The sequence below is a fragment of the Bradyrhizobium tropiciagri genome, from assembly GCF_018130505.1.
Classification (GTDB): Bacteria; Pseudomonadota; Alphaproteobacteria; order Rhizobiales; family Xanthobacteraceae; genus Bradyrhizobium; species Bradyrhizobium tropiciagri_B.
On sequence record NZ_JAFCKH010000011.1, the window covers coordinates 38,055 to 58,157 of the forward strand.

Annotated in this window: 18 protein-coding genes; 16 read left to right on the forward strand and 2 right to left on the reverse strand. The window is 65.7% G+C overall.

Annotated features, from left to right (window positions below; all coding sequences use genetic code 11):
- Positions 1 to 861, forward strand: coding sequence for a 23S rRNA (adenine(2030)-N(6))-methyltransferase RlmJ (locus JQ633_RS26225; RefSeq protein ID WP_211987997.1), 861 nt, complete (start codon positions 1 to 3; stop codon positions 859 to 861).
- Positions 862 to 1,150: 289 nt separating this feature from the next.
- Positions 1,151 to 1,366 (forward strand): cold-shock protein, encoded by a 216-nt coding sequence (locus tag JQ633_RS26230; protein WP_028350729.1) that lies wholly within the window; start codon positions 1,151 to 1,153, stop codon positions 1,364 to 1,366.
- Positions 1,367 to 1,731: 365 nt separating this feature from the next.
- Here JQ633_RS26230 and JQ633_RS26235 read toward each other — a convergent pair whose 3' ends face one another.
- On the reverse strand, positions 1,732 to 2,352 hold the full coding sequence (locus tag JQ633_RS26235; RefSeq protein WP_211987998.1) for an outer membrane protein: 621 nt from the start codon (positions 2,350 to 2,352) through the stop codon (positions 1,732 to 1,734).
- 266 nt (positions 2,353 to 2,618) lie between these two features.
- On the opposite strand from JQ633_RS26235, the gene uvrC reads away from it, so the two are divergent.
- From uvrC to JQ633_RS26270, 7 genes are all read left to right on the forward strand, one after another.
- Entirely contained in the window at positions 2,619 to 4,700 is a 2,082-nt protein-coding gene (gene uvrC, locus JQ633_RS26240; RefSeq protein WP_211987999.1) for an excinuclease ABC subunit UvrC, read from the forward strand.
- A gap of 91 nt (positions 4,701 to 4,791) precedes the next feature.
- Complete coding sequence (gene pgsA / locus JQ633_RS26245; RefSeq protein WP_211988000.1) at positions 4,792 to 5,406, forward strand: CDP-diacylglycerol--glycerol-3-phosphate 3-phosphatidyltransferase; 615 nt, start codon at positions 4,792 to 4,794, stop codon at positions 5,404 to 5,406.
- Complete coding sequence (moaD, locus tag JQ633_RS26250; protein ID WP_211988001.1) at positions 5,403 to 5,654, forward strand: molybdopterin converting factor subunit 1; 252 nt, start codon at positions 5,403 to 5,405, stop codon at positions 5,652 to 5,654. Before pgsA ends, moaD begins: the two co-directional genes overlap by 4 nt.
- 6 nt (positions 5,655 to 5,660) lie before the next feature.
- The gene (locus JQ633_RS26255; protein ID WP_211988002.1) at positions 5,661 to 6,128 is read left to right on the forward strand and encodes a molybdenum cofactor biosynthesis protein MoaE; all 468 of its coding nucleotides are present in this window, start codon (positions 5,661 to 5,663) and stop codon (positions 6,126 to 6,128) included.
- Positions 6,128 to 7,099 (forward strand): 50S ribosomal protein L3 N(5)-glutamine methyltransferase, encoded by a 972-nt coding sequence (gene prmB, locus JQ633_RS26260; protein ID WP_211988003.1) that lies wholly within the window; start codon positions 6,128 to 6,130, stop codon positions 7,097 to 7,099. The genes JQ633_RS26255 and prmB overlap by 1 nt, the downstream gene beginning before the upstream one ends.
- A 160-nt stretch (positions 7,100 to 7,259) precedes the next feature.
- Positions 7,260 to 8,696, forward strand: a complete 1,437-nt coding sequence (locus tag JQ633_RS26265; RefSeq protein ID WP_211988004.1) for an EAL domain-containing protein — start codon at positions 7,260 to 7,262, stop codon at positions 8,694 to 8,696.
- Positions 8,697 to 8,711: 15 nt separating this feature from the next.
- Positions 8,712 to 9,566: a TIGR01459 family HAD-type hydrolase gene (locus tag JQ633_RS26270; RefSeq protein WP_211988005.1), complete on the forward strand. Its 855-nt coding sequence runs from the start codon at positions 8,712 to 8,714 to the stop codon at positions 9,564 to 9,566.
- 459 nt (positions 9,567 to 10,025) lie between these two features.
- Here the strand turns inward: JQ633_RS26270 and JQ633_RS26275 are convergent, their stop codons facing one another.
- The gene (locus JQ633_RS26275) at positions 10,026 to 10,421 is read right to left on the reverse strand and encodes a response regulator (protein ID WP_016844467.1); all 396 of its coding nucleotides are present in this window, start codon (positions 10,419 to 10,421) and stop codon (positions 10,026 to 10,028) included.
- Positions 10,422 to 10,639: 218 nt separating this feature from the next.
- On the opposite strand from JQ633_RS26275, the gene JQ633_RS26280 reads away from it, so the two are divergent.
- The 7 genes from JQ633_RS26280 (at position 10,640) to JQ633_RS26310 (ending at position 20,071) form a co-directional block, all read left to right on the forward strand.
- Positions 10,640 to 11,611: a bifunctional riboflavin kinase/FAD synthetase gene (locus JQ633_RS26280; RefSeq protein WP_211988006.1), complete on the forward strand. Its 972-nt coding sequence runs from the start codon at positions 10,640 to 10,642 to the stop codon at positions 11,609 to 11,611.
- Between the two features lie 17 nt (positions 11,612 to 11,628).
- A complete protein-coding gene (locus JQ633_RS26285; RefSeq protein WP_211988230.1) occupies positions 11,629 to 12,156 on the forward strand; it encodes a sugar O-acetyltransferase in 528 nt (175 codons plus the stop codon).
- 465 nt (positions 12,157 to 12,621) lie between these two features.
- Complete coding sequence (gene ileS, locus JQ633_RS26290) at positions 12,622 to 15,672, forward strand: isoleucine--tRNA ligase (RefSeq protein ID WP_211988007.1); 3,051 nt, start codon at positions 12,622 to 12,624, stop codon at positions 15,670 to 15,672.
- 118 nt (positions 15,673 to 15,790) lie between these two features.
- A complete protein-coding gene (gene lspA, locus JQ633_RS26295) occupies positions 15,791 to 16,330 on the forward strand; it encodes a signal peptidase II (protein WP_433995695.1) in 540 nt (179 codons plus the stop codon).
- Positions 16,331 to 16,431: 101 nt separating this feature from the next.
- Positions 16,432 to 17,163 (forward strand): hypothetical protein, encoded by a 732-nt coding sequence (locus JQ633_RS26300; protein ID WP_211988008.1) that lies wholly within the window; start codon positions 16,432 to 16,434, stop codon positions 17,161 to 17,163.
- A gap of 155 nt (positions 17,164 to 17,318) precedes the next feature.
- Complete coding sequence (locus tag JQ633_RS26305) at positions 17,319 to 18,710, forward strand: M16 family metallopeptidase (RefSeq protein WP_211988232.1); 1,392 nt, start codon at positions 17,319 to 17,321, stop codon at positions 18,708 to 18,710.
- Positions 18,707 to 20,071, forward strand: coding sequence for a M16 family metallopeptidase (locus JQ633_RS26310; RefSeq protein WP_211988009.1), 1,365 nt, complete (start codon positions 18,707 to 18,709; stop codon positions 20,069 to 20,071). Before JQ633_RS26305 ends, JQ633_RS26310 begins: the two co-directional genes overlap by 4 nt.
- Positions 20,072 to 20,103: the final 32 nt, after the last annotated feature.

Genomic DNA, 20,103 nt, shown 5'->3' on the forward strand with positions numbered 1-20,103 from the left:
ATGAACTATCGTCACGCCTTTCATGCCGGCAGTTTCGCCGACGTCATCAAGCACATCGTTCTGGTGCGCATGCTGACCTATCTGCAGGAGAAGCAGGCCGCGTTCCGCGTCATCGACACCCATGCCGGCGCCGGACTCTACGACCTGACGTCGAGCGAGGCGCAGCGCGGCGGCGAATGGCTCACCGGCATCGCGCGGCTGATGCAGGCGCGGCTCTCCGACAAGGTGTTGCCGCTGGTCGGGCCCTATCTCGACATCGTCAGGGCTTTCAATCCGAAGGGCGAGTTGAAAGCCTATCCCGGTTCGCCGCTGATCGCGCGGGCACTGCTGCGGCCGCAGGATCGCCTCACCGCGTGCGAAATCGAACCCGTCGCGCGCAAGCAACTGATCGATGCGCTGCGCCGCGACGCACAGGCGCGCGTCGTCGATCTCGATGGCTGGATGGCGCTGCCTGCTTTCGTGCCACCGAACGAGCGACGCGGCCTCGTGCTGATCGATCCACCGTTCGAAGCCAAGGATGAGTTCGAGCGACTGGCGCGCGCGTTTGCCGACGCATTCGCAAAATGGCCGACGGGCACGTACCTGATCTGGTATCCCGTAAAAACACGGAGAGCGACCGACGAGCTTGCACGCAGCGTCGCTGCAGCAGCGACAACAAGTCGCCCCGCGGGCAAGTGCTTGCGTTTGGAATTCAGTGTGGCGCCGCAAGAAGACGGCGCAGGCCTGGTTTCTACGGGGCTTTTGATGGTGAATCCGCCTTGGACGCTCGCAGGTGAGTTAAGACTCATCTTGCCCGAACTCGAGAAGCCGCTGGGCCAGGGCGGCGCGGGACGCTTCAGGTTGGAAACTCCGAAGCCTTGAGATGCCCAAGATGCACCCAAGCCTTAACCCGAATGCGCCATTTGAAAAGTTCGATTTGATCGTAGTCAATTTGCGCGGAACCGTATTATGCTCATCCTGTTACGACTGGCTTTACGTTCCGCTTCCGCGAATGGTTGCGGCGGAGTGACAAGGCCGAAATAAAATCCAGGCAGACCGGCGGCGTGACGCCGGATTGTTCAGGTGGCCAGGCTTCCGACAAGCGAATGTCGGTCAACCGCTATGCGATATGCGTGTAGCGGGAGAGCAATACGGGGGAGGAGTTTTCCCGATGGCCATGACTGGGACAGTCAAGTTCTTCAACGGAGAGCGGGGCTACGGCTTCATCAAGCCTGACGATGGCGGCCGCGATGTGTTCGTTCACATCACCGCCGTCGAGCGGGCCGGATTGAAGGACCTGACTGAAGGACAGCGCATTACATTCGAGGTCGAACCGGACAAGAAGGGCAAAGGCCCGAAGGCGGTCAACCTGGTGATTTCATCGTAAGCGCGTGCGTGATCCGGAAAACCGAATCCGGTTTCCGAATGGATCATGCGGACACGTAAGACCTGGGATCGTGCCGCGGTTGCGTGCGATCACATCACGATCCCGGGCTCTCGGTGAAAACGGAATGAAGCGTTGCGTGTGATGAGCCTGCCGGGCACGTGACCGTGCTCGCTGCGCGAACAGCTTAATGACGCGGACGCCATCGGCGGATTCCGCTATGCTGGAATTTGCGGCCGACCGAATGCTTGCGGGTTGCGCTCAACCCGCGGCACGCGATCGGCTGCGCCGCTCCACGACATCAGACACCACCAAAGAAAAACGGCCGCGCAACGCGCGGCCGTGAGTTGATGGTCGACGTTTTCTTCTCAGAAGTGATAGTTGATGCCGGCGCGGACCAGGCTGAAGCCGTAGCCGTTCGATGTGCCGGTGATGGCGAAGTGGCTGCTGGCCAGATCGACATAGAGATACTCGATCTTGGCGCTCCAGTTCGGGGCAAAGGCCATCTCGGCGCCGGCGCCGACCGCGAAGCCCACATTGGTGTGGCTTTCCGACAGGCCGAAGGTCTCGCCGCGCAGCTCGCCGAAGGCAAGACCGCCGGTCGCATAGAACAGCACGTTGTTGACGGCGTAGCCGGCGCGGCCGCGCACCGTGCCGAACCAGGGATTGGAGAACTTCCACGGCGCGAAGCGGTCGTCCGCGGCGGAGGCCTGGATGTCGCCTTCGATGCCGAACACCCAAGGCGTGCCGTTCTGGAAATTGTAGCCGGCCTGCACGCCGCCGACGAAGCCGGACGGTTTGGTCGGGTTGTTGTCGACCGAGCCCCAGCCGTAGCCGAGGTTGCCGCCGAGATAGGGGCCGGCCCAGCTATAGGCGTTGAGCGGCTGGTTGACGGTGTAGGGCGAGCCGTAGTTGAGGTCGGCCGACGCCGCCGAGGTCGTCCAGCCGGCGACGATCAACGCCAGCGCACGCGCAACCAACCGGGTCATCGGGACTCTCCACCACGCAACTGCCGGAACCCGCCGGCCGCGGGGCCAGCGTGGTTACGGTTTTCCACCTATTTCGCCAGGATTTATCGAGAGTTTTAAGTTAAAGGCCTGTTAAGCCCGGTTACCGCGCCGCTCATCAGTCTTAACAATGTGTTACGCACCGTTCGCGGCAGCCCTCGCAGGGCCGATAAGCTGCTGCAAAACGGAGCTGTTTTGCCGTCTCGCCGGCGCTGGCGACCGGCCTCCCAAGCGCTTAGTTTACGGCAATGGTTCACGATTCTTCCGAGCGTCCGGCGCCGGCTCCCCGCAAGGCGCGGCGCGGCTCACGATCCGATCTGCCGCAGGACGACCTGACGCTCGATACGAGCGACGTCGATCCGGAAACCTCGGCAACCGACGAGGACGATGACGCTCGCCTGCCTGACGCGGATATGGCGGAGGCGGCCACCGAAGGCACGCTTGCCGTCGGGCACGCCGCGATCGAGAACGCGGTGCGCCTCGCGCCGACCTCGCCCGGCGTCTACCGCATGCTCAATGCCGCCAACGACGTGCTCTATGTCGGCAAGGCCAAGAACGTCAAAAAGCGGCTGTCGTCCTATGCACGCGTCAGCGCGCCGCTGCCGGCGCGCATCCTGCGCATGATCGCAGCGACGACCCAGGTCGAGATCGTCTCGACCATGACCGAGACCGAGGCGCTGCTGCTCGAGGCCAATTTGATCAAGCAGCTCCGGCCGCGGTTCAACGTGCAGCTGCGCGACGACAAGTCGTTTCCCTATATCCTGATATCGGGCGACCATTGGGCGCCGCAGATCCTCAAGCATCGCGGCGCGCAGTCGCGGCCCGGTCGCTATTTCGGCCCGTTCGCCAACGCCGGCGCGGTCAACCGCACCATCACGGCGCTGCAGCGCGCCTTCCTGATCCGCTCCTGCACCGACGGCTTCTTCGAGAGCCGCAGCCGGCCCTGCCTGCTCTACCAGATCAAGCGCTGCGCCGGCCCCTGCACGCGCGAGATCGATTTCCCCGGCTACAGCGAATTGGTGCGCGAGGCGACCGAATTCCTGTCCGGCCGCAGCCATGCGGTGAAGGAGCTGCTTGCGGCCGAGATGGAGAAGGCCTCCGGCGAACTCGAATTCGAGACCGCGGCGCTGTATCGCGACCGCCTCGCGGCGCTATCGGCAATCCAGTCGCAGCAGGGCATCAACCCGCGCACGGTCGAAGAGGCCGACGTGTTCGCCATCCACCAGGAGGGCGGCTATTCCTGCGTCGAGGTGTTCTTCTTCCGCACCGGCCAGAACTGGGGCAACCGCGCCTATTTCCCGAAAGCGGAGAAGACCTTCACGCCGGAGGAGGTGCTGGCTTCCTTCCTCGCGCAATTCTACGACGACAAGCCGCCGCCGAAGCTGATCCTGCTGTCGCACGAGATCGAGGAGAGCGCGCTGCTCGCCGACGCGCTGTCGGTCAAGGCCGGCAGCAAGGTCGAGGTCTCCGTCCCCAAGCGCGGCGAGAAGAAGGAGCTGATCGGCCACGCGCTGACCAATGCGCGCGAGGCGCTCGGCCGCAAGCTTGCCGACACCGCGACGCAGAGCCGCCTGCTGGAGGCCATGGTCACCACGCTCGGGCTGCCGCATGCGCCGAAGCGCATCGAGGTCTACGACAACAGCCACATCATGGGCACCAACGCGGTCGGCGCGATGATCGTGGCCGGGCCCGACGGCTTCATCAAGAACCAGTACCGCAAGTTCAACATCAAGTCCGAGGGGCTGACGCCCGGCGACGACTACGGAATGATGCGCGAGGTGCTGGAGCGGCGCTTCAAGCGCCTGCTGAAGCCGCCGGAGGCCGATGCCGCCAAAACGAAGCCGGACGACAAGGCGGATGAGGATGCGTTCCCGCAATGGCCGGACCTCGTGATCATCGACGGCGGCCGCGGCCAGCTCAACGCCGCCAGGGAGATCTTCCAGGCCCTCGGCCTGACCCAGGTCGCGCTGATGGCGGTCGCCAAGGGACCGGAGCGCGATGCAGGGCGCGAAACCCTGTTCATGCCGGATCGCGAGGCTATCAAGCTGGAGCCGCGCGACCCGGTGCTGTATTTTATCCAGCGGCTGCGCGACGAGGCCCACCGCTTCGTGATCGGCTCGCACCGCAAGCTGCGCAAGAAGGATATCCGCGAGGCCGGCTTGCAGGAGATCCCGGGCATCGGCCCGTCGCGTAAACGTGCGTTGCTGCACCATTTCGGAACCCTGAAGGAGATCGAGCGGGCCTCGATCGCGGACCTCGGCAAGGTTCCGGGCGTCAGTGCCGAGAGCGCCCGCAAGATTTTCGAGTTTTTCCACGCCCAGCCGGGTTAAAGGAGAAGCTGTTCATCAGGGCGTCGCCTGCGACTGACCATCTTGGGTCGGCCCTGTTGACCTTCTCGATTCAGCGGTATTGGTAGGACGGATGAACATCGCGACGACCCGGGGACAGCCCAAGACCTTGTCCCTTCCAAATATCCTGACCTACGCCCGGATCGCCGCGATCCCGGTGGTGATCGGCTGCGTCTACTGGCAATCGATCATGGACGGCCCGCTCTGGCTGCGCTGGGTGGCTCTGGCCGTGTTCATCGCGGCGGGGGTCACCGACTATCTCGACGGCTATTACGCCCGAATCTGGGACCAGCAATCGGCCTTCGGGCGGATGCTCGACCCGATCGCCGACAAGCTCTTGGTCGCCTCCAGCCTCTTGATGCTGGCCGCCGACAACTCGATCCATGGCTGGACGCTGTGGGCGGCGATCGTGATCCTGTGCCGCGAGATCCTGGTCTCGGGCCTGCGCGAGTACCTCGCCGGCCTGCGGGTCAGCGTGCCCGTCACCAAGCTGGCGAAGTGGAAGACCACGATCCAGCTCGTCGCGATCGGCTTTTTGATCGCGGGCGAGGCCGGCGAGCAGATCTTCCCGCCAACCACCCTGATCGGTATCGCGCTGCTCTGGATGTCGGCGATCTTCACGATCTACACCGGCTGGGACTACTTCCGCGCCGGCATCCACCACCTCATCAAGGAGGATGAGGGATGAAGCTGAAGTATTTCGCCTGGGTGCGCGAACGGATCGGCAAGGCCGAGGAGACGATTGAGCCACCGGCCGAGGTGCGCACCGTCGGCGACCTGATCGGCTGGCTCGCCGCGCGCGATGACGCCTACGCCTATGCGTTCGAGAAGCCCAAGGTGATCCGCGCCGCAATCGACCAGTCCCACGTCAAGCAGGACGCCGCCATCTCCGGCGCCCGCGAGATCGCGTTCTTCCCGCCGATGACCGGCGGCTAACCTTCCATGTCTGTCGCCGCGACCATCCGTATCCAGGAAGCCGACTTCGACGTCGCGCAGGAGATCGCGGCGCTGAGCCGGGGCCGCACCGATGTCGGCGCGGTCGTCAGCTTCAGCGGCATCTGCCGCGGCAATGAGCAAGGCGAGCCGATCGCCGCGCTGACGCTCGAACACTATCCCGGCATGGCCGAGGCCGAGATCGGACGCCACGCCGACGAGGCGCTGTCGCGCTGGCCGTTGCAGGGCCTCACCATCATCCACCGCTTCGGCCGCATCCCGCCGGGCGAGAACATCGTGCTGGTCGTGACCGCGTCCGCGCACCGCCTGGCCGCGTTCGAGGCCGCCGAATTCCTGATGGACTACCTCAAGACCAACGCACCGTTCTGGAAGCGCGAGGAAAGCGCCCGCGGCACCAGCTGGATCGAGGCCCGCGACCATGACGATGCGGCCGCCGCGCGCTGGACCAAATCCTGATGGCCAAGCGCAGCAAAGCGCCGGCCAAGCCGTCGGCAAAGCGCAGCCCCGCCGCGCCGAAGCCGCCCAAGGTCGGCCCGGGTGAGCTTCACACCCTGTTCGATCTCCTGCGCTACGCGGTGAGCCGCTTCAATGCGGCAAAGCTGGTGTTCGCGCATGGCACCACCGATCCGGTCGCCGAAGCCGCCTTCCTGATCTGCGAGACGCTGCACCTGCATCCCGACCAGTTCGAAAACTTCGCCAACGCGCGCGTCACCAACGCTGAAGGCCGCCAGATCCTCGACCTGATCGAGCGCCGCATCGCGACGCGCAAGCCGGCCGCCTATCTCGTCAACAAGGTCTACATGCGTGGCCTGCCGTTCTATGTCGACGAGCGCACCATCGTGCCGCGCTCCTTCATCGGCGAATTGCTGGATTCGCATTTCGGCGGCGACGAGGACGGCACTTCGCTGATCGGCGATCCGGCCGAGGTCGAAAACGTGCTCGATCTCTGCACCGGCTCCGGCTGCCTTGCGATCCTCGCCAGCCGGAATTTTCCCAACGCCGCGGTCGACGCGGTGGATATCTCCAAGGATGCGCTCGCGGTCGCCGCGCGCAATGTCGCCGACCACGGTCTCGACGATCGCCTGACACTCTATCGCGGCGACCTGTTCGAGCCGCTCGGCCCCCGGCGCTACGACCTGATCATCTCCAACCCGCCGTATGTCGATGCCGAGGGCATGGCGACACTGCCGCGCGAGTGCCGCGCCGAGCCAAAAATCGCCTTCGACGGCGGCGCCGACGGGCTCGACATCATCCGCCGCATCCTCGACGAGGCCAAACAGCATCTGACCCCGCAGGGCGGCCTGCTCTGCGAGATCGGCCGCGGCCGCGACTACCTCGAGGGCGCGTATCCGGCCCTGCCTTTGCTCTGGCTCGACACCGAGGACTCCGAGGGCGAGGTGTTCTGGATCGGCGCCGCAGACCTCTGACATCGGCGCCCAACGCCCCGGCCATCGTGGGGGCCGCCGGCGAACGGGGCGAAATCATGTGCAGTTCCAGCCGGTTCCTGAGATCGCGCACCCGTCGAATCAACAATGGTGCTAGACTCGCGCAATTGGGCATATCCGGACCGAGGGCGCAGCGCGCAGCATGATTCGCATCTCCACGATCTTCATCGCCATCTGCATGGTGCTGGTCGCGGCCTCGCTCGGCTTCGTCCTGTATTCGGTGGCGGGCATCAGCGGATCGGAATCGGCGATCGTGGCGCTCACCGCCCTCACCTTCCTGATCCTCTACAACGCGGTCTCGATGCGGCTGCGCGATCGCACCGATGTCGGCAACCAGATCGCCGATCTGTCGGGCGGCACCGCGGACCTCGCCCGCCAGGTCGCCGAATTCGGCCGGCGCCTCGCCGCGGTCGAGGGCCGCGTGACCTCGGCCAACTCCACCAGCGCCGACCGCACCCAGGCGCTGGCCGGCGAGATCAACGAGCTGGGCACCCTGGTCAGAGAGCTCGCGGCGTCCGTCGCCCACCACGAGGAGATGCTTGCGGCCGCTCCGGTCGTCCACGCACCGGCGCCGCCGCCGCGCGAGGATCTGATCCAGCCATCTGCGCCGGCGCCGACTTACGCCGCAGCCCCCGCCTATGCCGCGGAGCCCGAACCCGAGCTTGCGCCCGCGCCGGTCGCGGCGATCCCGCGCAGCCAGAGCCAGCTGCTCGGCGCGATCAAGAGCGCGATCGACGAGAACCGACTCGACATCTACCTGCAGCCGATGGTGACGCTGCCGCAGCGCAAGGTGCGCTATTACGAGGCGGTGACGCGGCTGCGCGACGAGCGCGACCAGGTGCTCGCCGCCGACGATTTCATCGCGGTCGCCGAGGCCGGCGGCCTGATCGGCCGCATCGACCATCTGGTGATGGTCCGCAGCGTGCAGGTGCTGCGCCGCCTGATGGTGCGCAGCAAGGATGTCGGCGTGTTCTGCAACGTCTCCGCGGCGACGCTGGCCAGCCCCGGCACCTTTATCCAGTGCCTCGATTTCCTCGAGGCCAACCGCGCGCTGGCGCCCTCGCTGGTGCTCGAATTCAAGCAGGCGACGTTCCGCCATCTCGGCCCGGTCGAGAGCGAAAGCCTCGCCGCGCTGGCGCAGCGCGGCTACCGCTTCTCGATCGACCATGTCACGGACCTCCGCCTCGAGCCGCGCGAGCTCGCCGACCGCGGCGTGCGGTTCATCAAGGTGCCGGCCGCGCTGCTGCTCGACGACAGGCAGATCGCGACCACCGACATCCACCCCTCCGATCTCTCCGACCTGCTCGGCCGCTACGGCATCGACCTCGTCGCCGAGCGGATCGAGGGCGAGCGTTCCGTGGTCGACCTGCTCGACTACGACGTCCGGCTCGGCCAGGGTTTCCTGTTCGCCCCGCCGCGGCCGTTGCGGCCGGAGGGAGCATCTGCTACCGCCGACACTCCGCAGACCAAGCCACAGGATCTCAATGGCGCCGGCAATCCAGCACCCGTCTCCAGTCCCGCGGCACCGCGCGCAACCGGCAACGCCGCGCTGGCGCGTCGCGCCGTCGGCCCGAACTAAGTGGTGCCCCCCGACATGACGTCGCTGCGCTTCGTCGAGCGGCTGCGCGACCTCGTCGGCGATGTCGATGTCGTGCTGTCGGACATCTGGGGCGTCGTGCACAACGGGCTCGAGTCCTTCCCCGAGGCCTGCGAGGCGCTGCACACCTTCCGCAGGCAGGGCGGCACCGTCATCCTGATCACCAACGCGCCGCGGCCGGCCGATTCCGTGCAGCGCCAGCTGCGCAAGCTCAACGTCGCCGACGAGACCTATGACGCCATCGTCTCTTCGGGCGACCTGACCCGGCACTTCGTGGCGGATCATCCCGGCCAGAAGATCTACTGGCTCGGCCCCGAGCGCGACAGCTCGATCCATCGCGGCCTCGACGCCTCGCTGGTGCCGCTCGAGCAGGCGGACTACATCATCTGCACCGGCCTGTTCGACGACGAGACCGAGTCCGCCGAGGACTATCGCGAGACCTTGATGAAGGCGCTCGAACGCAAGCTGACGCTGGTCTGCGCCAATCCGGATATCGTGGTCGAGCGCGGCGACCGGCTGATCTACTGCGCCGGCGCGGTCGCCGAGCTCTATCGCGAACTCGGCGGCGAGGTGATCTTCTACGGCAAGCCGCACCGGCCGATCTATGAGCGCGCGATGGCGCTGGCCACCGAACGCCGCGGGCGTCCGGTCGAGCGCAGCCGCGTGCTCGCGATCGGCGATTCCGTGCGCACCGACCTCGCCGGCGCCCATGGCTTCGGCATCGACCTGCTGTTCGTCACCCGCGGCATCCATTCCGAGCAGTTCGAGGGCATCGACCAGCTCGACCCGGCCTCAGTGAAGGAATTGTTCGGCCACCCGCCCCGCGCGCTGATGCGCGAGCTGAAGTGGTAGTATGCTCTCTCCACCCCCTCTCCCCGTTCTTCACGGGGTCGAGACGAGCGAAGCTCGCTCTTAGAGGGTTGGGGTGAGGGGCTGCTTCCGCGAGTTCTGAACGCGGTTAGACCTGTACCCCCTCACCCGGATCGCATTCCGCTGCGCTGCATGCGATCCGACCTCTCCCCGCAGGCGGGGCGAGGTGAAGGGGCGCGGCGCCAAAACCACGAAAACAACCCCATGCAAAGTAGCCCGCGGCGGCCGACCTCGATCCGGCAACTTGACACGTCGGGCAACTCAGGGATATTCTTCCAATATTCCGAAATCGTGCAGACGCACTTAGCCACGGGGCTATCGCTCCGCTCGCCTATGACCACCGGCGATCCGCGCCTTACTTTATCTTGAACTCCAAACACGCAAATGCCCGGGACAGGCCCGGGCACGACGTTAATTCAGCTGATGCGATGGACGGGCGGCTTACGCCGTCGCCATGTCCGGGAACACCGCCTCGATCTTGGTCTTCAGCGTCGCCGCGTTGAACGGCTTGACGATGTAATTGTTGACGCCGGCCTTCTTGGCCGCGATCACGTTCTCGGTCTTGGATTCCGCGGTGATCATGATGAACGGCGTGGTCGCCAGATTCGGATCGGCGCGCACTTCCTTGAGCAGGTCGTAGCCGGTCATCGGCTCCATGTTCCAGTCGGAGATCACGAGACCGTACTTCTTGCCGCGCATCTTGTTGAGCGCCGCCGAGCCGTCGGAGGCGTCGTCGATATTCTCGAATCCGAGTTGCTTGAGAAGATTCCGGATGATGCGGATCATGGTGCTGTAGTCATCGACCACCAGAACCGGCATGGACAAATCAACCGCCATCTTTCCCCCCAACAACACTGACGCAATGACGCTTCTGCGCGACCGCAGCTTTCCTGCGAACCACTAACAGCAAGGCATTAAACAGCGCGTTAACCCGCTGAGGCCGGATTGTTACGGATTTAGCGCGATTTTGGCCTACGCTTGACTTCCGCGCCGCCGCCGCGTCACGGTCCTGGGGCAACGTTCATGCTTAAGAATCCTTGAAGAATCGAAACGAAATGAGCACCGGTTTTACCGTTATCCGCGACAACACCCCCGACAGCGCCATTCCGAAAGGCGCCGTGGTCGCGATGGGCAATTTCGACGGCGTCCATCTCGGTCACCGCGCCGTGATCGGCGCCGCGCTGGCGATGGGCCGAGCGCGCGGCGTGCCGGCGCTCGCGGTGACGTTCGAGCCGCATCCGCGCAAATTCTTCAGCCCGAACACCCCGCAATTCCGTCTCACCGATGAGACCAACAAGCTGCGGCTGCTGGCGGCCACCGGGCTCGCCGGCGCCGTGGTGATGACCTTCGACAAGGCGCGCGCCGGCACCACGGCGCAGGACTTCATTCACCACGACCTGATCCACCGCCTCGGCATCAGCGGCATCGCGGTCGGCTACGATTTCCACTTCGGCAAGGGCCGCGTCGGCTCGCCGAGCCTCCTGGTCAGCGAAGCGCCGCGGCTCGGCATCGAGGTCGACGTGCAGGCGCATGTCGACATCGAAGAACGTCCGGTCTCATCGAGCGCGATCCGCATGGCGCTCGCCGAAGGCGAGATCTCGGATGCCACCACGATGCTGGGCGGACCGTGGTTCGTCACCGGCGAGGTGATCCATGGCGAGAAGCGCGGCCGCGATCTCGGCTATCCCACCGCCAACATCCGCCTCGACAAGCAATGCGGGCTGAAGCACGGCATCTACGCGGTGCGGGTCGGCCTCGGTTCCGAGCGGATCGACGGTGTCGCCAGCTTCGGCCGCCGCCCGACCTTCGACAACGGCGCGCCGCTGCTCGAAGTGTTCCTGTTCGATTTCAAGGGCGACCTCTACGGCAAGGTGCTCGACGTCGCCTTCATCGGTTTCATTCGTGACGAGCTGAAATTCGACACCATCGAGGCGTTGATACGCCAGATGGATGACGACAGCGCCAAGGCACGCGCGGCATTGGCCGCAGCGCCCGGTGCGTTCCCGAAGCTCGGAGCGATTGGTTGAAGACTGAAAAGCAAAAAATGCTCGCCGGCGAGCTCTATCGCCCGGATGCCGAACTCGCCGCCGACCACACCGAAGCAGAACGATGGATGGCGCGCTACAACGCGTCAGGGGCGGCCTCGGCGAGCGAGCTGCACGCGCTGCTCACGGAACGCTTCCGCCACGTCGGCAAGGATGCCGTGATCCGGCCGCCGTTCTTCTGCGACTACGGCGGCAATATCAGCATCAGTGACGGCGTGTTCCTCAACTTCAATTGCGTGATCCTCGACGTCGTCGAGGTCGCGATCGGCGACCGCACCCAGATCGGCCCGGCGGTGCAGATCTATACCGCCGACCATCCCCGCGACGCCGCGACGCGGCGCGCCGGGCTGGAATTCGGCCGCCCGATCCGGATCGGTAGCGATGTCTGGATCGGCGGCGGCGCCATCATCCTGCCCGGCGTCACAATCGGCGACGGCGCCCTGGTGGGAGCGGGCAGCGTGGTGACGAAGGACGTCGCCCCCGGCGCGATCGTGGCGGGAAATCCGGCCCGGCCGCGGGCGGCTTAAAGGCATACCGTTCTTTGACCCGTCATCCCCACCCCGTCGTCCCGGCGAAGGCCGGGACCATAACCACAGGGTCAGGTTGTTGAAGCGAGCTGCGGCCCCAACGCTGCACAACAAAGACCTTCGGTGGTTATGGGTCCCGGCCTTCGCCGGGACGACGCTAGTGGGTAAGCGTCGCACTCCCCCGCTGTTAGTCCCGCCGCCACAAAAGATTCACACGCTCTCAGGGGGACAGGCGAGGGGTACTCGCCAGGGGCCGGTCCCTCGGAACATTCCACCGCCGCTCCGGAGCCTTTGCGATTTCCCCTTCCGGCTGCTATGGAAACCCCATGTTTTCGCGGCGCATCATACGGATTAGCGGCCCGGCTTCCGCCTGAGCCTGAAGGCTCGGCGCAAGACCGGGACTTTGCCGTTTTCACCCGCGATTGATCGCGTATCCGCGCCCGCACCTGCCAAATCAGAGCTTTCATGTCCGACAAGCCGCAAAAAACCGACGCCCAAAAGACTGACCTTAGGGACTATTCCAAGACCCTTTACCTGCCGCAGACGGATTTCCCGATGCGCGCCGGCCTGCCGCAGCGCGAGCCGGAAATCCTGAAATACTGGAACGACATCGGCCTCTACGACCGGCTACGCCGGGAGGCCGAGGGCCGCGCCAAATTCGTGCTGCATGACGGCCCGCCCTATGCCAACGGCAACATCCATATCGGGCACGCGCTGAACAAGATCCTCAAGGATGTCGTGACCAAGAGCCAGCAGATGCTGGGCTTCGACTCCAATTACGTCCCGGGCTGGGACTGCCACGGCCTGCCGATCGAATGGAAGATCGAGGAGGAGAACTACCGCTCCAAGGGCAAGCAGAAGCCGGACTTCCGCGACTCCACCGCGATGGTCGCGTTCCGCAGGGAATGCCGCGCCTATGCGACGCACTGGATCAACGTGCAGCGCGAGGAGTTCAAGCGGCTCGGCATCATCGGCGACTGGGATCATCCCTACCAGACAATGAGCTATCCGGCCGAAGCCCAGATCGCGCGCGAATTGATGAAGTTCGCCGCCAACGGCACGCTGTATCGCGGCTCCAAGCCGGTGATGTGGAGCGTGGTCGAGAAGACCGCGCTCGCCGAGGCCGAGGTCGAGTACGAGGATTACACCTCCGACATGGTGTGGGTGAAATTTCCGGTCACCTCGCCGGCGCATGGCGCGCTCGCGAATGCATCGGTGGTGATCTGGACCACCACGCCGTGGACGCTGCCCGGCAACCGCGCCATCTCGTTCTCGCCGAAGATCGCCTACGGCCTCTACAAGGTGACGGATGCGCCGGACGCCAAATGGGCGAAGACAGGCGACCTCCTGATCCTGGCCGACGCACTTGCCGAAGAGGTGTTCAAGAAGGCGCGCGTCGCCGCCTATGAGAAGGTGCGCGACATCCCCGGCGACACGCTGGATGCCGTGGAATGCGCCCATCCGCTGCGCGGCGTCGGCGGCGGCTACGAATTCACGGTGCCGCTGCTCGCCGGTGACCACGTCACCGACGACACCGGTACCGGTTTCGTGCACACCGCCCCCGGCCATGGCCGCGAGGACTTCGACGTCTGGATGGCGAATGGGCGCGAGCTCGCCGACCGCGGCATCGCGACCGCGATCCCCTACACGGTGGACGAGAACGGCGCCTACACCGCGCAAGCTCCCGGCTTCACCGGCAAGCGCGTGATCAACGATGAAGGCGCGAAGGGCGACGCCAACGATGCCGTGATCAAGGCATTGATCGAGGCCGGCAAGCTGCTGGCGCGCGGCAATCTCAAGCACCAGTATCCGCATTCCTGGCGCTCCAAGAAGCCGGTGATCTTCCGCAATACGCCGCAATGGTTCATCGCGATGGACAAGGACATCTTGGACGCCCCGGGCAAGCCCGGGGCTACGGACATCGCCGAGAACCGCCATGCCAAGAAGGGCGACACGCTGCGCGCCCGCGCGCTGCACGCGATCTCGGTGACGCAATGGGTGCCGCCGGCCGGCGAGAACCGCATCAACGGCATGATCGCCAACCGGCCGGACTGGGTGATCTCGCGCCAGCGCGCCTGGGGCGTGCCGATCGCGGTGTTCGTGCGCGAGAAGGGCGACGGCTCCGCCGAGATCCTGCAGGACGAGGTCGTCAACCAGCGCATCACCGAGGCGTTCATGGAGGAAGGCGCCGACGCCTGGTACATGGACGGCGCCCGCGAGCGCTTCCTCGGACCGCGCGCCAGCGAAGACTGGAAGAAGGTCGACGACATCTGCGACGTCTGGTTCGATTCCGGCTCGACCCATGCCTTCGTGCTGGAGGACCGCCAGAACTTCCCGCAACTCGGCAACATCGTCCGCAAGATCGACGGCGGCGACGACACCGTGATGTATCTGGAAGGCAGCGACCAGCATCGCGGCTGGTTCCACTCGTCGCTTTTGGAGAGCGCCGGCACGCGCGGCCGCGCGCCTTACGACATCGTGCTGACCCACGGCTTCACGCTCGACGAGAACGGCCGCAAGATGTCGAAGTCGCTCGGCAACACCGTCGAGCCGCAGAAGGTGATCAAGGATTCCGGCGCCGACATCCTGCGCCTGTGGGTCTGCGCCACCGACTATGCCGACGACCAGCGCATCGGCCCTGAGATCCTGAAGAACACCATCGAGACCTACCGCAAGCTGCGCAACTCGATCCGCTGGATGCTCGGCACGCTGCATCACTTCAAGCAGGCCGAGAAGGTCGCCGTTGACGAGATGCCCGAGCTCGAGCGGCTGATGCTGCACGTGCTCGCCGGCCATGCCGAGACCATCCGCAAGGCCTATGCCGAGTTCGACTACAAGACCGTGGTCGCGAGCCTCGCGGCGTTCATGAACTCGGAGCTGTCGGCGTTCTATTTCGACATCCGCAAGGACACGCTGTATTGCGATCCGCCGTCCTCGGTGGCGCGCAAGGCCGCGCTGACCACGATCGACATCTTGTGCGACGCGATCCTGAAATGGCTGGCGCCGATCCTCAGCTTCACCACCGAGGAATCCTGGCGGATGTACCGGCCGAACGCCGAGCCTTCGGTGCACCTGACCCTGTTCCCGGAAGGTCTCGAGCAGTTCCGCGACGACAAGCTCGCCGCAAAATGGGAGACGATCCGCGACGTGCGCCGGGTCGTCACCGGCGCGCTCGAGCTCGAACGCGCCGCCAAGCGGATCGGCTCGTCGCTGGAAGCATCGCCAGTGATCTATGTCGCCGAGCGCGACACGCTGGCGACGCTGTTCGACGTCGACCTCGCGGAGGTCTGCATCACCTCGAGCTACGAGGTGCGCGAAGGCGAGGCGCCGGCCGGTGCCTTCCGTCTCGACGCGGTGCCGGGTGTTGCCGTCGTGGTCGAGAAGGCGGTCGGCACCAAATGCGCGCGGTCGTGGAAGATCCTGCCCACGGTCGGCGAGGATCCGGAGTATCCCGACGTCTCGCCGCGCGACGCCGAGGCGCTGCGCGAGTGGAAGGCGCTGGGGGTCACGGTCTAACCACGTCGTCCCGGCCGAGTGCGCGCTTGCGCACGGAGCCGGGACCCATAACCACTGCTGTTTGGAATGGACAAAGATTGATGACCGCGAGTCATTCAAACAAGATCCGACACGGCGTATGGGTCCCGGCCTTCGCCGGGACGACGGCTTTGGTCAGCCTATGACCCCTCCCGTTCGCGCCGGCGTGCTTGCGGCGATCGCGACGTTGATCGCCGACCAGGCCTCCAAGCTCTGGCTGCTCCATGGGCTGGACATCGCACGCCACGCCCCGGTGCGGGTGACGCCGTTCTTCGACCTGGTTCTGGCGTGGAATCCCGGCATCAGCTTCGGCTGGTTCCAGAGCGAGAGTCCGGCGGCCCAGATCGCGCTGATGGGGGTCAAGGCGGCCGCGGTGATTGCGCTCGCGATCTGGATGGCGCGGTCGCGGACCTGGCTCGCCACGGTCGCCCTCGGCCTGATCATCGGCGGCGCGGTCGGCAACGGCATCGACCGCTTTGCCTACGGGGCCGTGGTCGATTTTGCCCTGCTTCACGTCGAAATCGCCGGAAAAACCTTCAATTGGTATGTGTTCAACCTCGCCGATGTGGCGATCGTTGCTGGCGTGGCAGCACTATTGTATGATTCCATGCTGGGGGTACCCGCCGCAAAAGCGCCCTGATCCGGGCAGATACGAGCCGATCGGCAGTCGATAGGCTGCCCGCGGCGGACTGTGCCTAAGCCGGTGAACGCCTTACCGAATTTCGAAATGGGAATGGCGCGATGCGCAACATCAAGGCCCGAAACGACCTGAGCGAGACATCCCACCCGGCGCTGCTGCGCAGCCTGCGCCTGGCCTTCGTCGCGGCCGGCATCGGCCTCGTCATGACCGCCGGCCCGGTGCGCGCCGGCGACGACGATGACGGCGACGACGGCATGAGCTTTGAGGAACGGATCATCGACAATCTGATGACCGGCATCGGCGCCAAGAGCATGGCGAACAAGGACATCGACTACCGCGAGCGGTCGCCGCTTGTGGTGCCGCCGAAGCTCGATCTGCCGGCGCCGGCCTCCGCCGCCCAGGCCAACGCGCCGAACTGGCCGAAGGACCCCGATATCGCCAAGCGCAAGGCGGCGATCGAGGCCCGCAAGAAGGAAGTCAAGAAAGAGAACTGGCAGCAGGCCGTGCCGCTGACCCGGGCCGAGATCGAGGCCGGCCGCAAGCAGCAGACCGCCAGCGATCGTGACCGCAGGGACCCGATCGAGCCGGGCGTGACCAACAACCCGTCGCTGTCGCCGAAAGAGCTCGGCTATACCGGCGGCCTGATGGGCATGTTCAAGGGCAGCAGCACCGAAACCAAGCCGTTCAAGGGTGAGCCGACCCGCGAGACGCTGACCGAGCCGCCGCCCGGCTACCAGACGCCATCGTCGAACTTCGCCTACGGCACCGGACCGATGAAGCCGATCGGGCAGGAAGGTCAGTACGATATCCAGACCGGCAAGCCGTTGCAGTAGCCGCTTTGGCGTTCCGCCCGCGGCCGCCTGATCTTGCAATCGTGTGATCCAGGAGAGCCAAGGTCTCCCTGTTTCGTGACGCCCGGCGTTACTGGCGCCGCGTATGATGCCGCGCTTTCACCCCCGGGCGGCCGGCCCGGGCTTCAACAAGGATGATGATGTCCTCACGCCGTTCGGTTGCCCTCGTCCTCGCCGTCCTTGCATCAGCGGTCGCATTTTCGACCCCCGGCCTGCGCGCCCAGACCACCGTCACCTCGGAGCGCCCCGCCAGCTTCACCCTCGATAACGGCCTGCAGGTCGTGGTGATCCCCGATCACCGCACCCCGGTCGTCACCCAGATGATCTGGTACAAGGTCGGCTCCGCCGACGAGACGCCCGGCAAGTCGGGGCTGGCGCATTTCCTCGAGCACCTGATGTTCAAGGGCACCGCCAAGCACCCGGCCGGCGAGTTCTCGCAGACCGTGCTGCGGGTCGGCGGCAACGAGAACGCCTTCACCTCGGTCGACTATACCGGCTACTTCCAGCGCGTGCCGCGCGAGCAGCTTCCGACCATGATGGAGTTCGAGGCCGACCGCATGACCGGCCTCATCCTCAAAGACGAGAACGTGCTGCCCGAGCGCGATGTCGTGCTCGAAGAGTACAACATGCGCGTCGCCAACAACCCGGACGCCCGGCTGACCGAGCAGATCATGGCCGCGCTCTATCTCAACCATCCCTATGGCCGCCCGGTGATCGGCTGGCACCAGGAGATCGAGAAGCTCGACCGCGAGGATGCGCTCGCTTTCTACAAGCGCTTCTACGCCCCGAACAACGCGATCCTGATCATCGCGGGGGATGTCGAGCTCAAGGACGTCCGCCCGCTGGTGGAGAAGAATTTCGCGGCGATCCCGGCGCAGCGCGCGATTCCCGAAAAGCGCGTCCGGCCGCAGGAGCCGACGCCGGCGGCGCCGCGCACCGTGACGCTGTCAGATCCGCGCGTCGAGCAGCCCGGCCTGCGCCGCTATTACCTCGTACCGTCGGCCAACACCGCGGCCGCAGGCGAGAGCCAGGCGCTCGACGTGCTCGCGCAATTGATGGGCGGCGGCGCCAACTCGTACCTCTACCGCTCGCTGGTGATCGACAAGGGCCTCGCGATCTCGGCCGGCGCCGGCTACCAGGGCACAGCGCTCGATCCCTCGCAATTCTCGATCTCGGTGACGCCGAAGCCGGGCGTCGAGTTCGCGCAGATCGAGGACGCCATCGACAAGGTGATCGCCGACCTCGCGCAGAACCCCGCCAAGGCCGAGGATCTCGAACGGGTCAAGACCCAGCTGATCGCGGAAGCGATCTACGCCCAGGACAATCAGGCGACGCTGGCGCGCTGGTATGGCGGCGCGCTGACCACCGGGCTCAGCATCGACGACATCAGGAGCTGGCCGGACCGCATCCGCGCCGTCACTGCCGAACAGGTTCGCGCCGCTGCCGCCACATGGCTCGACAAGAAGCGCTCGGTGACCGGCTATCTGATCAAGGATACTGCGCCGAAACGCGAGGAGAAGCGCTCGTGATCTATTCCCTCACCCGCCGTGCGGCGCTGATCGGCGGCGCCTGCGCCGCGCTGCTGACGCTGTCGTCGGTGCCCTCGCAGGCTGCGGCCAAGATCCAGCGGCTCGTCTCGCCCGGCGGCATCGAGGCCTGGTTCGTGCAGGACGCGACGGTGCCGCTGATCGCGATGGAATATGCCTTCGGCGGCGGCGCCAGCCAGGATCCGCCCGGCAAGCCCGGCGTCGGCAACCTGGTCGCCGACCTGCTCGACGAGGGCTCCGGCGATCTCGACTCCAAATCCTATCACGAGCGGCTGGAGCGCCGCGCCATCGAGCTGTCTTTCCAGTCGACCCGCGACCAGTTCCGCGGCTCGCTGCGCATGCTGAAAGACAACAAGGACGAAGCCTTCGATCTGCTGCGGATGGCGCTGAGCTCGCCGCACTTCGAGCCGAAGGACGTCGAGCGCATCCGCGCCCAGGTGATCTCGAATCTGCGCCGCGAATCCACCAATCCGTCGGCGCTGGCCGGCCGCAAATTCCTCGAGCTCGCCTTCGGCGATCATCCCTATGGCCGCGCCTCGACCGGCACGCTCGACAGCGTGCCGAAGATCGAGATCGCGGACCTCAAGGACTACGTCCGCCGCAACATCGCCAGGGACACGCTGCGCGTCGCCGTGGTCGGCGACGTCGACCCCGAGACGCTCGGCAAGCTGCTCGACAAGACCTTCGGCGATCTGCCGGCGAAAGCCGAGCTGACGGCCGTGCCCGATGTCGTCGCGGCCAAGCCGCCGCAGCGCGCCTTCATTCCGCTCGACGTGCCGCAAACCGTCGTCACCTTCGGCGGCCCCGGCATCCGCCGGCACGACCCGGATTTCATGGCGGGCTATGTCGTGAACCACATCCTCGGCGGCGGCGGGCTGTCGTCGCGGCTCTACAAGGAAGTGCGCGAGAAGCGCGGCCTCGCCTATTCGATCTACGAGGCGCTGATCTGGATGGATCACTCGGCGCTGTTCATCGGCAACACCGGCACCCGCGCCGATCGCGCCGGCGAGACCGTCGATGCGATCGACACCGAGATCCGCCGCATCGCCACCGACGGCCCGACCCAGCAGGAGCTCGACGAGGCGAAGTCCTATCTCAAGGGCTCGCAGATGCTGGCGCTCGACACCTCCTCCAAGCTGGCGCAGGCGATGCTGCAATACCAGCTCGACAAGCTGCCGATCGACTACATCGAGAAGCGCAACGCCATCGTCGACGCGGTGACGCTCGACGACGCCAAGCGTGTCTCGAAGAAGCTGTGGGGCGACGGCCTGCTCACCGTGATCGTCGGCCGCACCCCGCAAGCCGCCGCCCAGCCGGCGGCCTCGCCGCCGAAGGCGAACTGAGCCCGAAGCGTCCTCCCCGATCGGATCGTCTC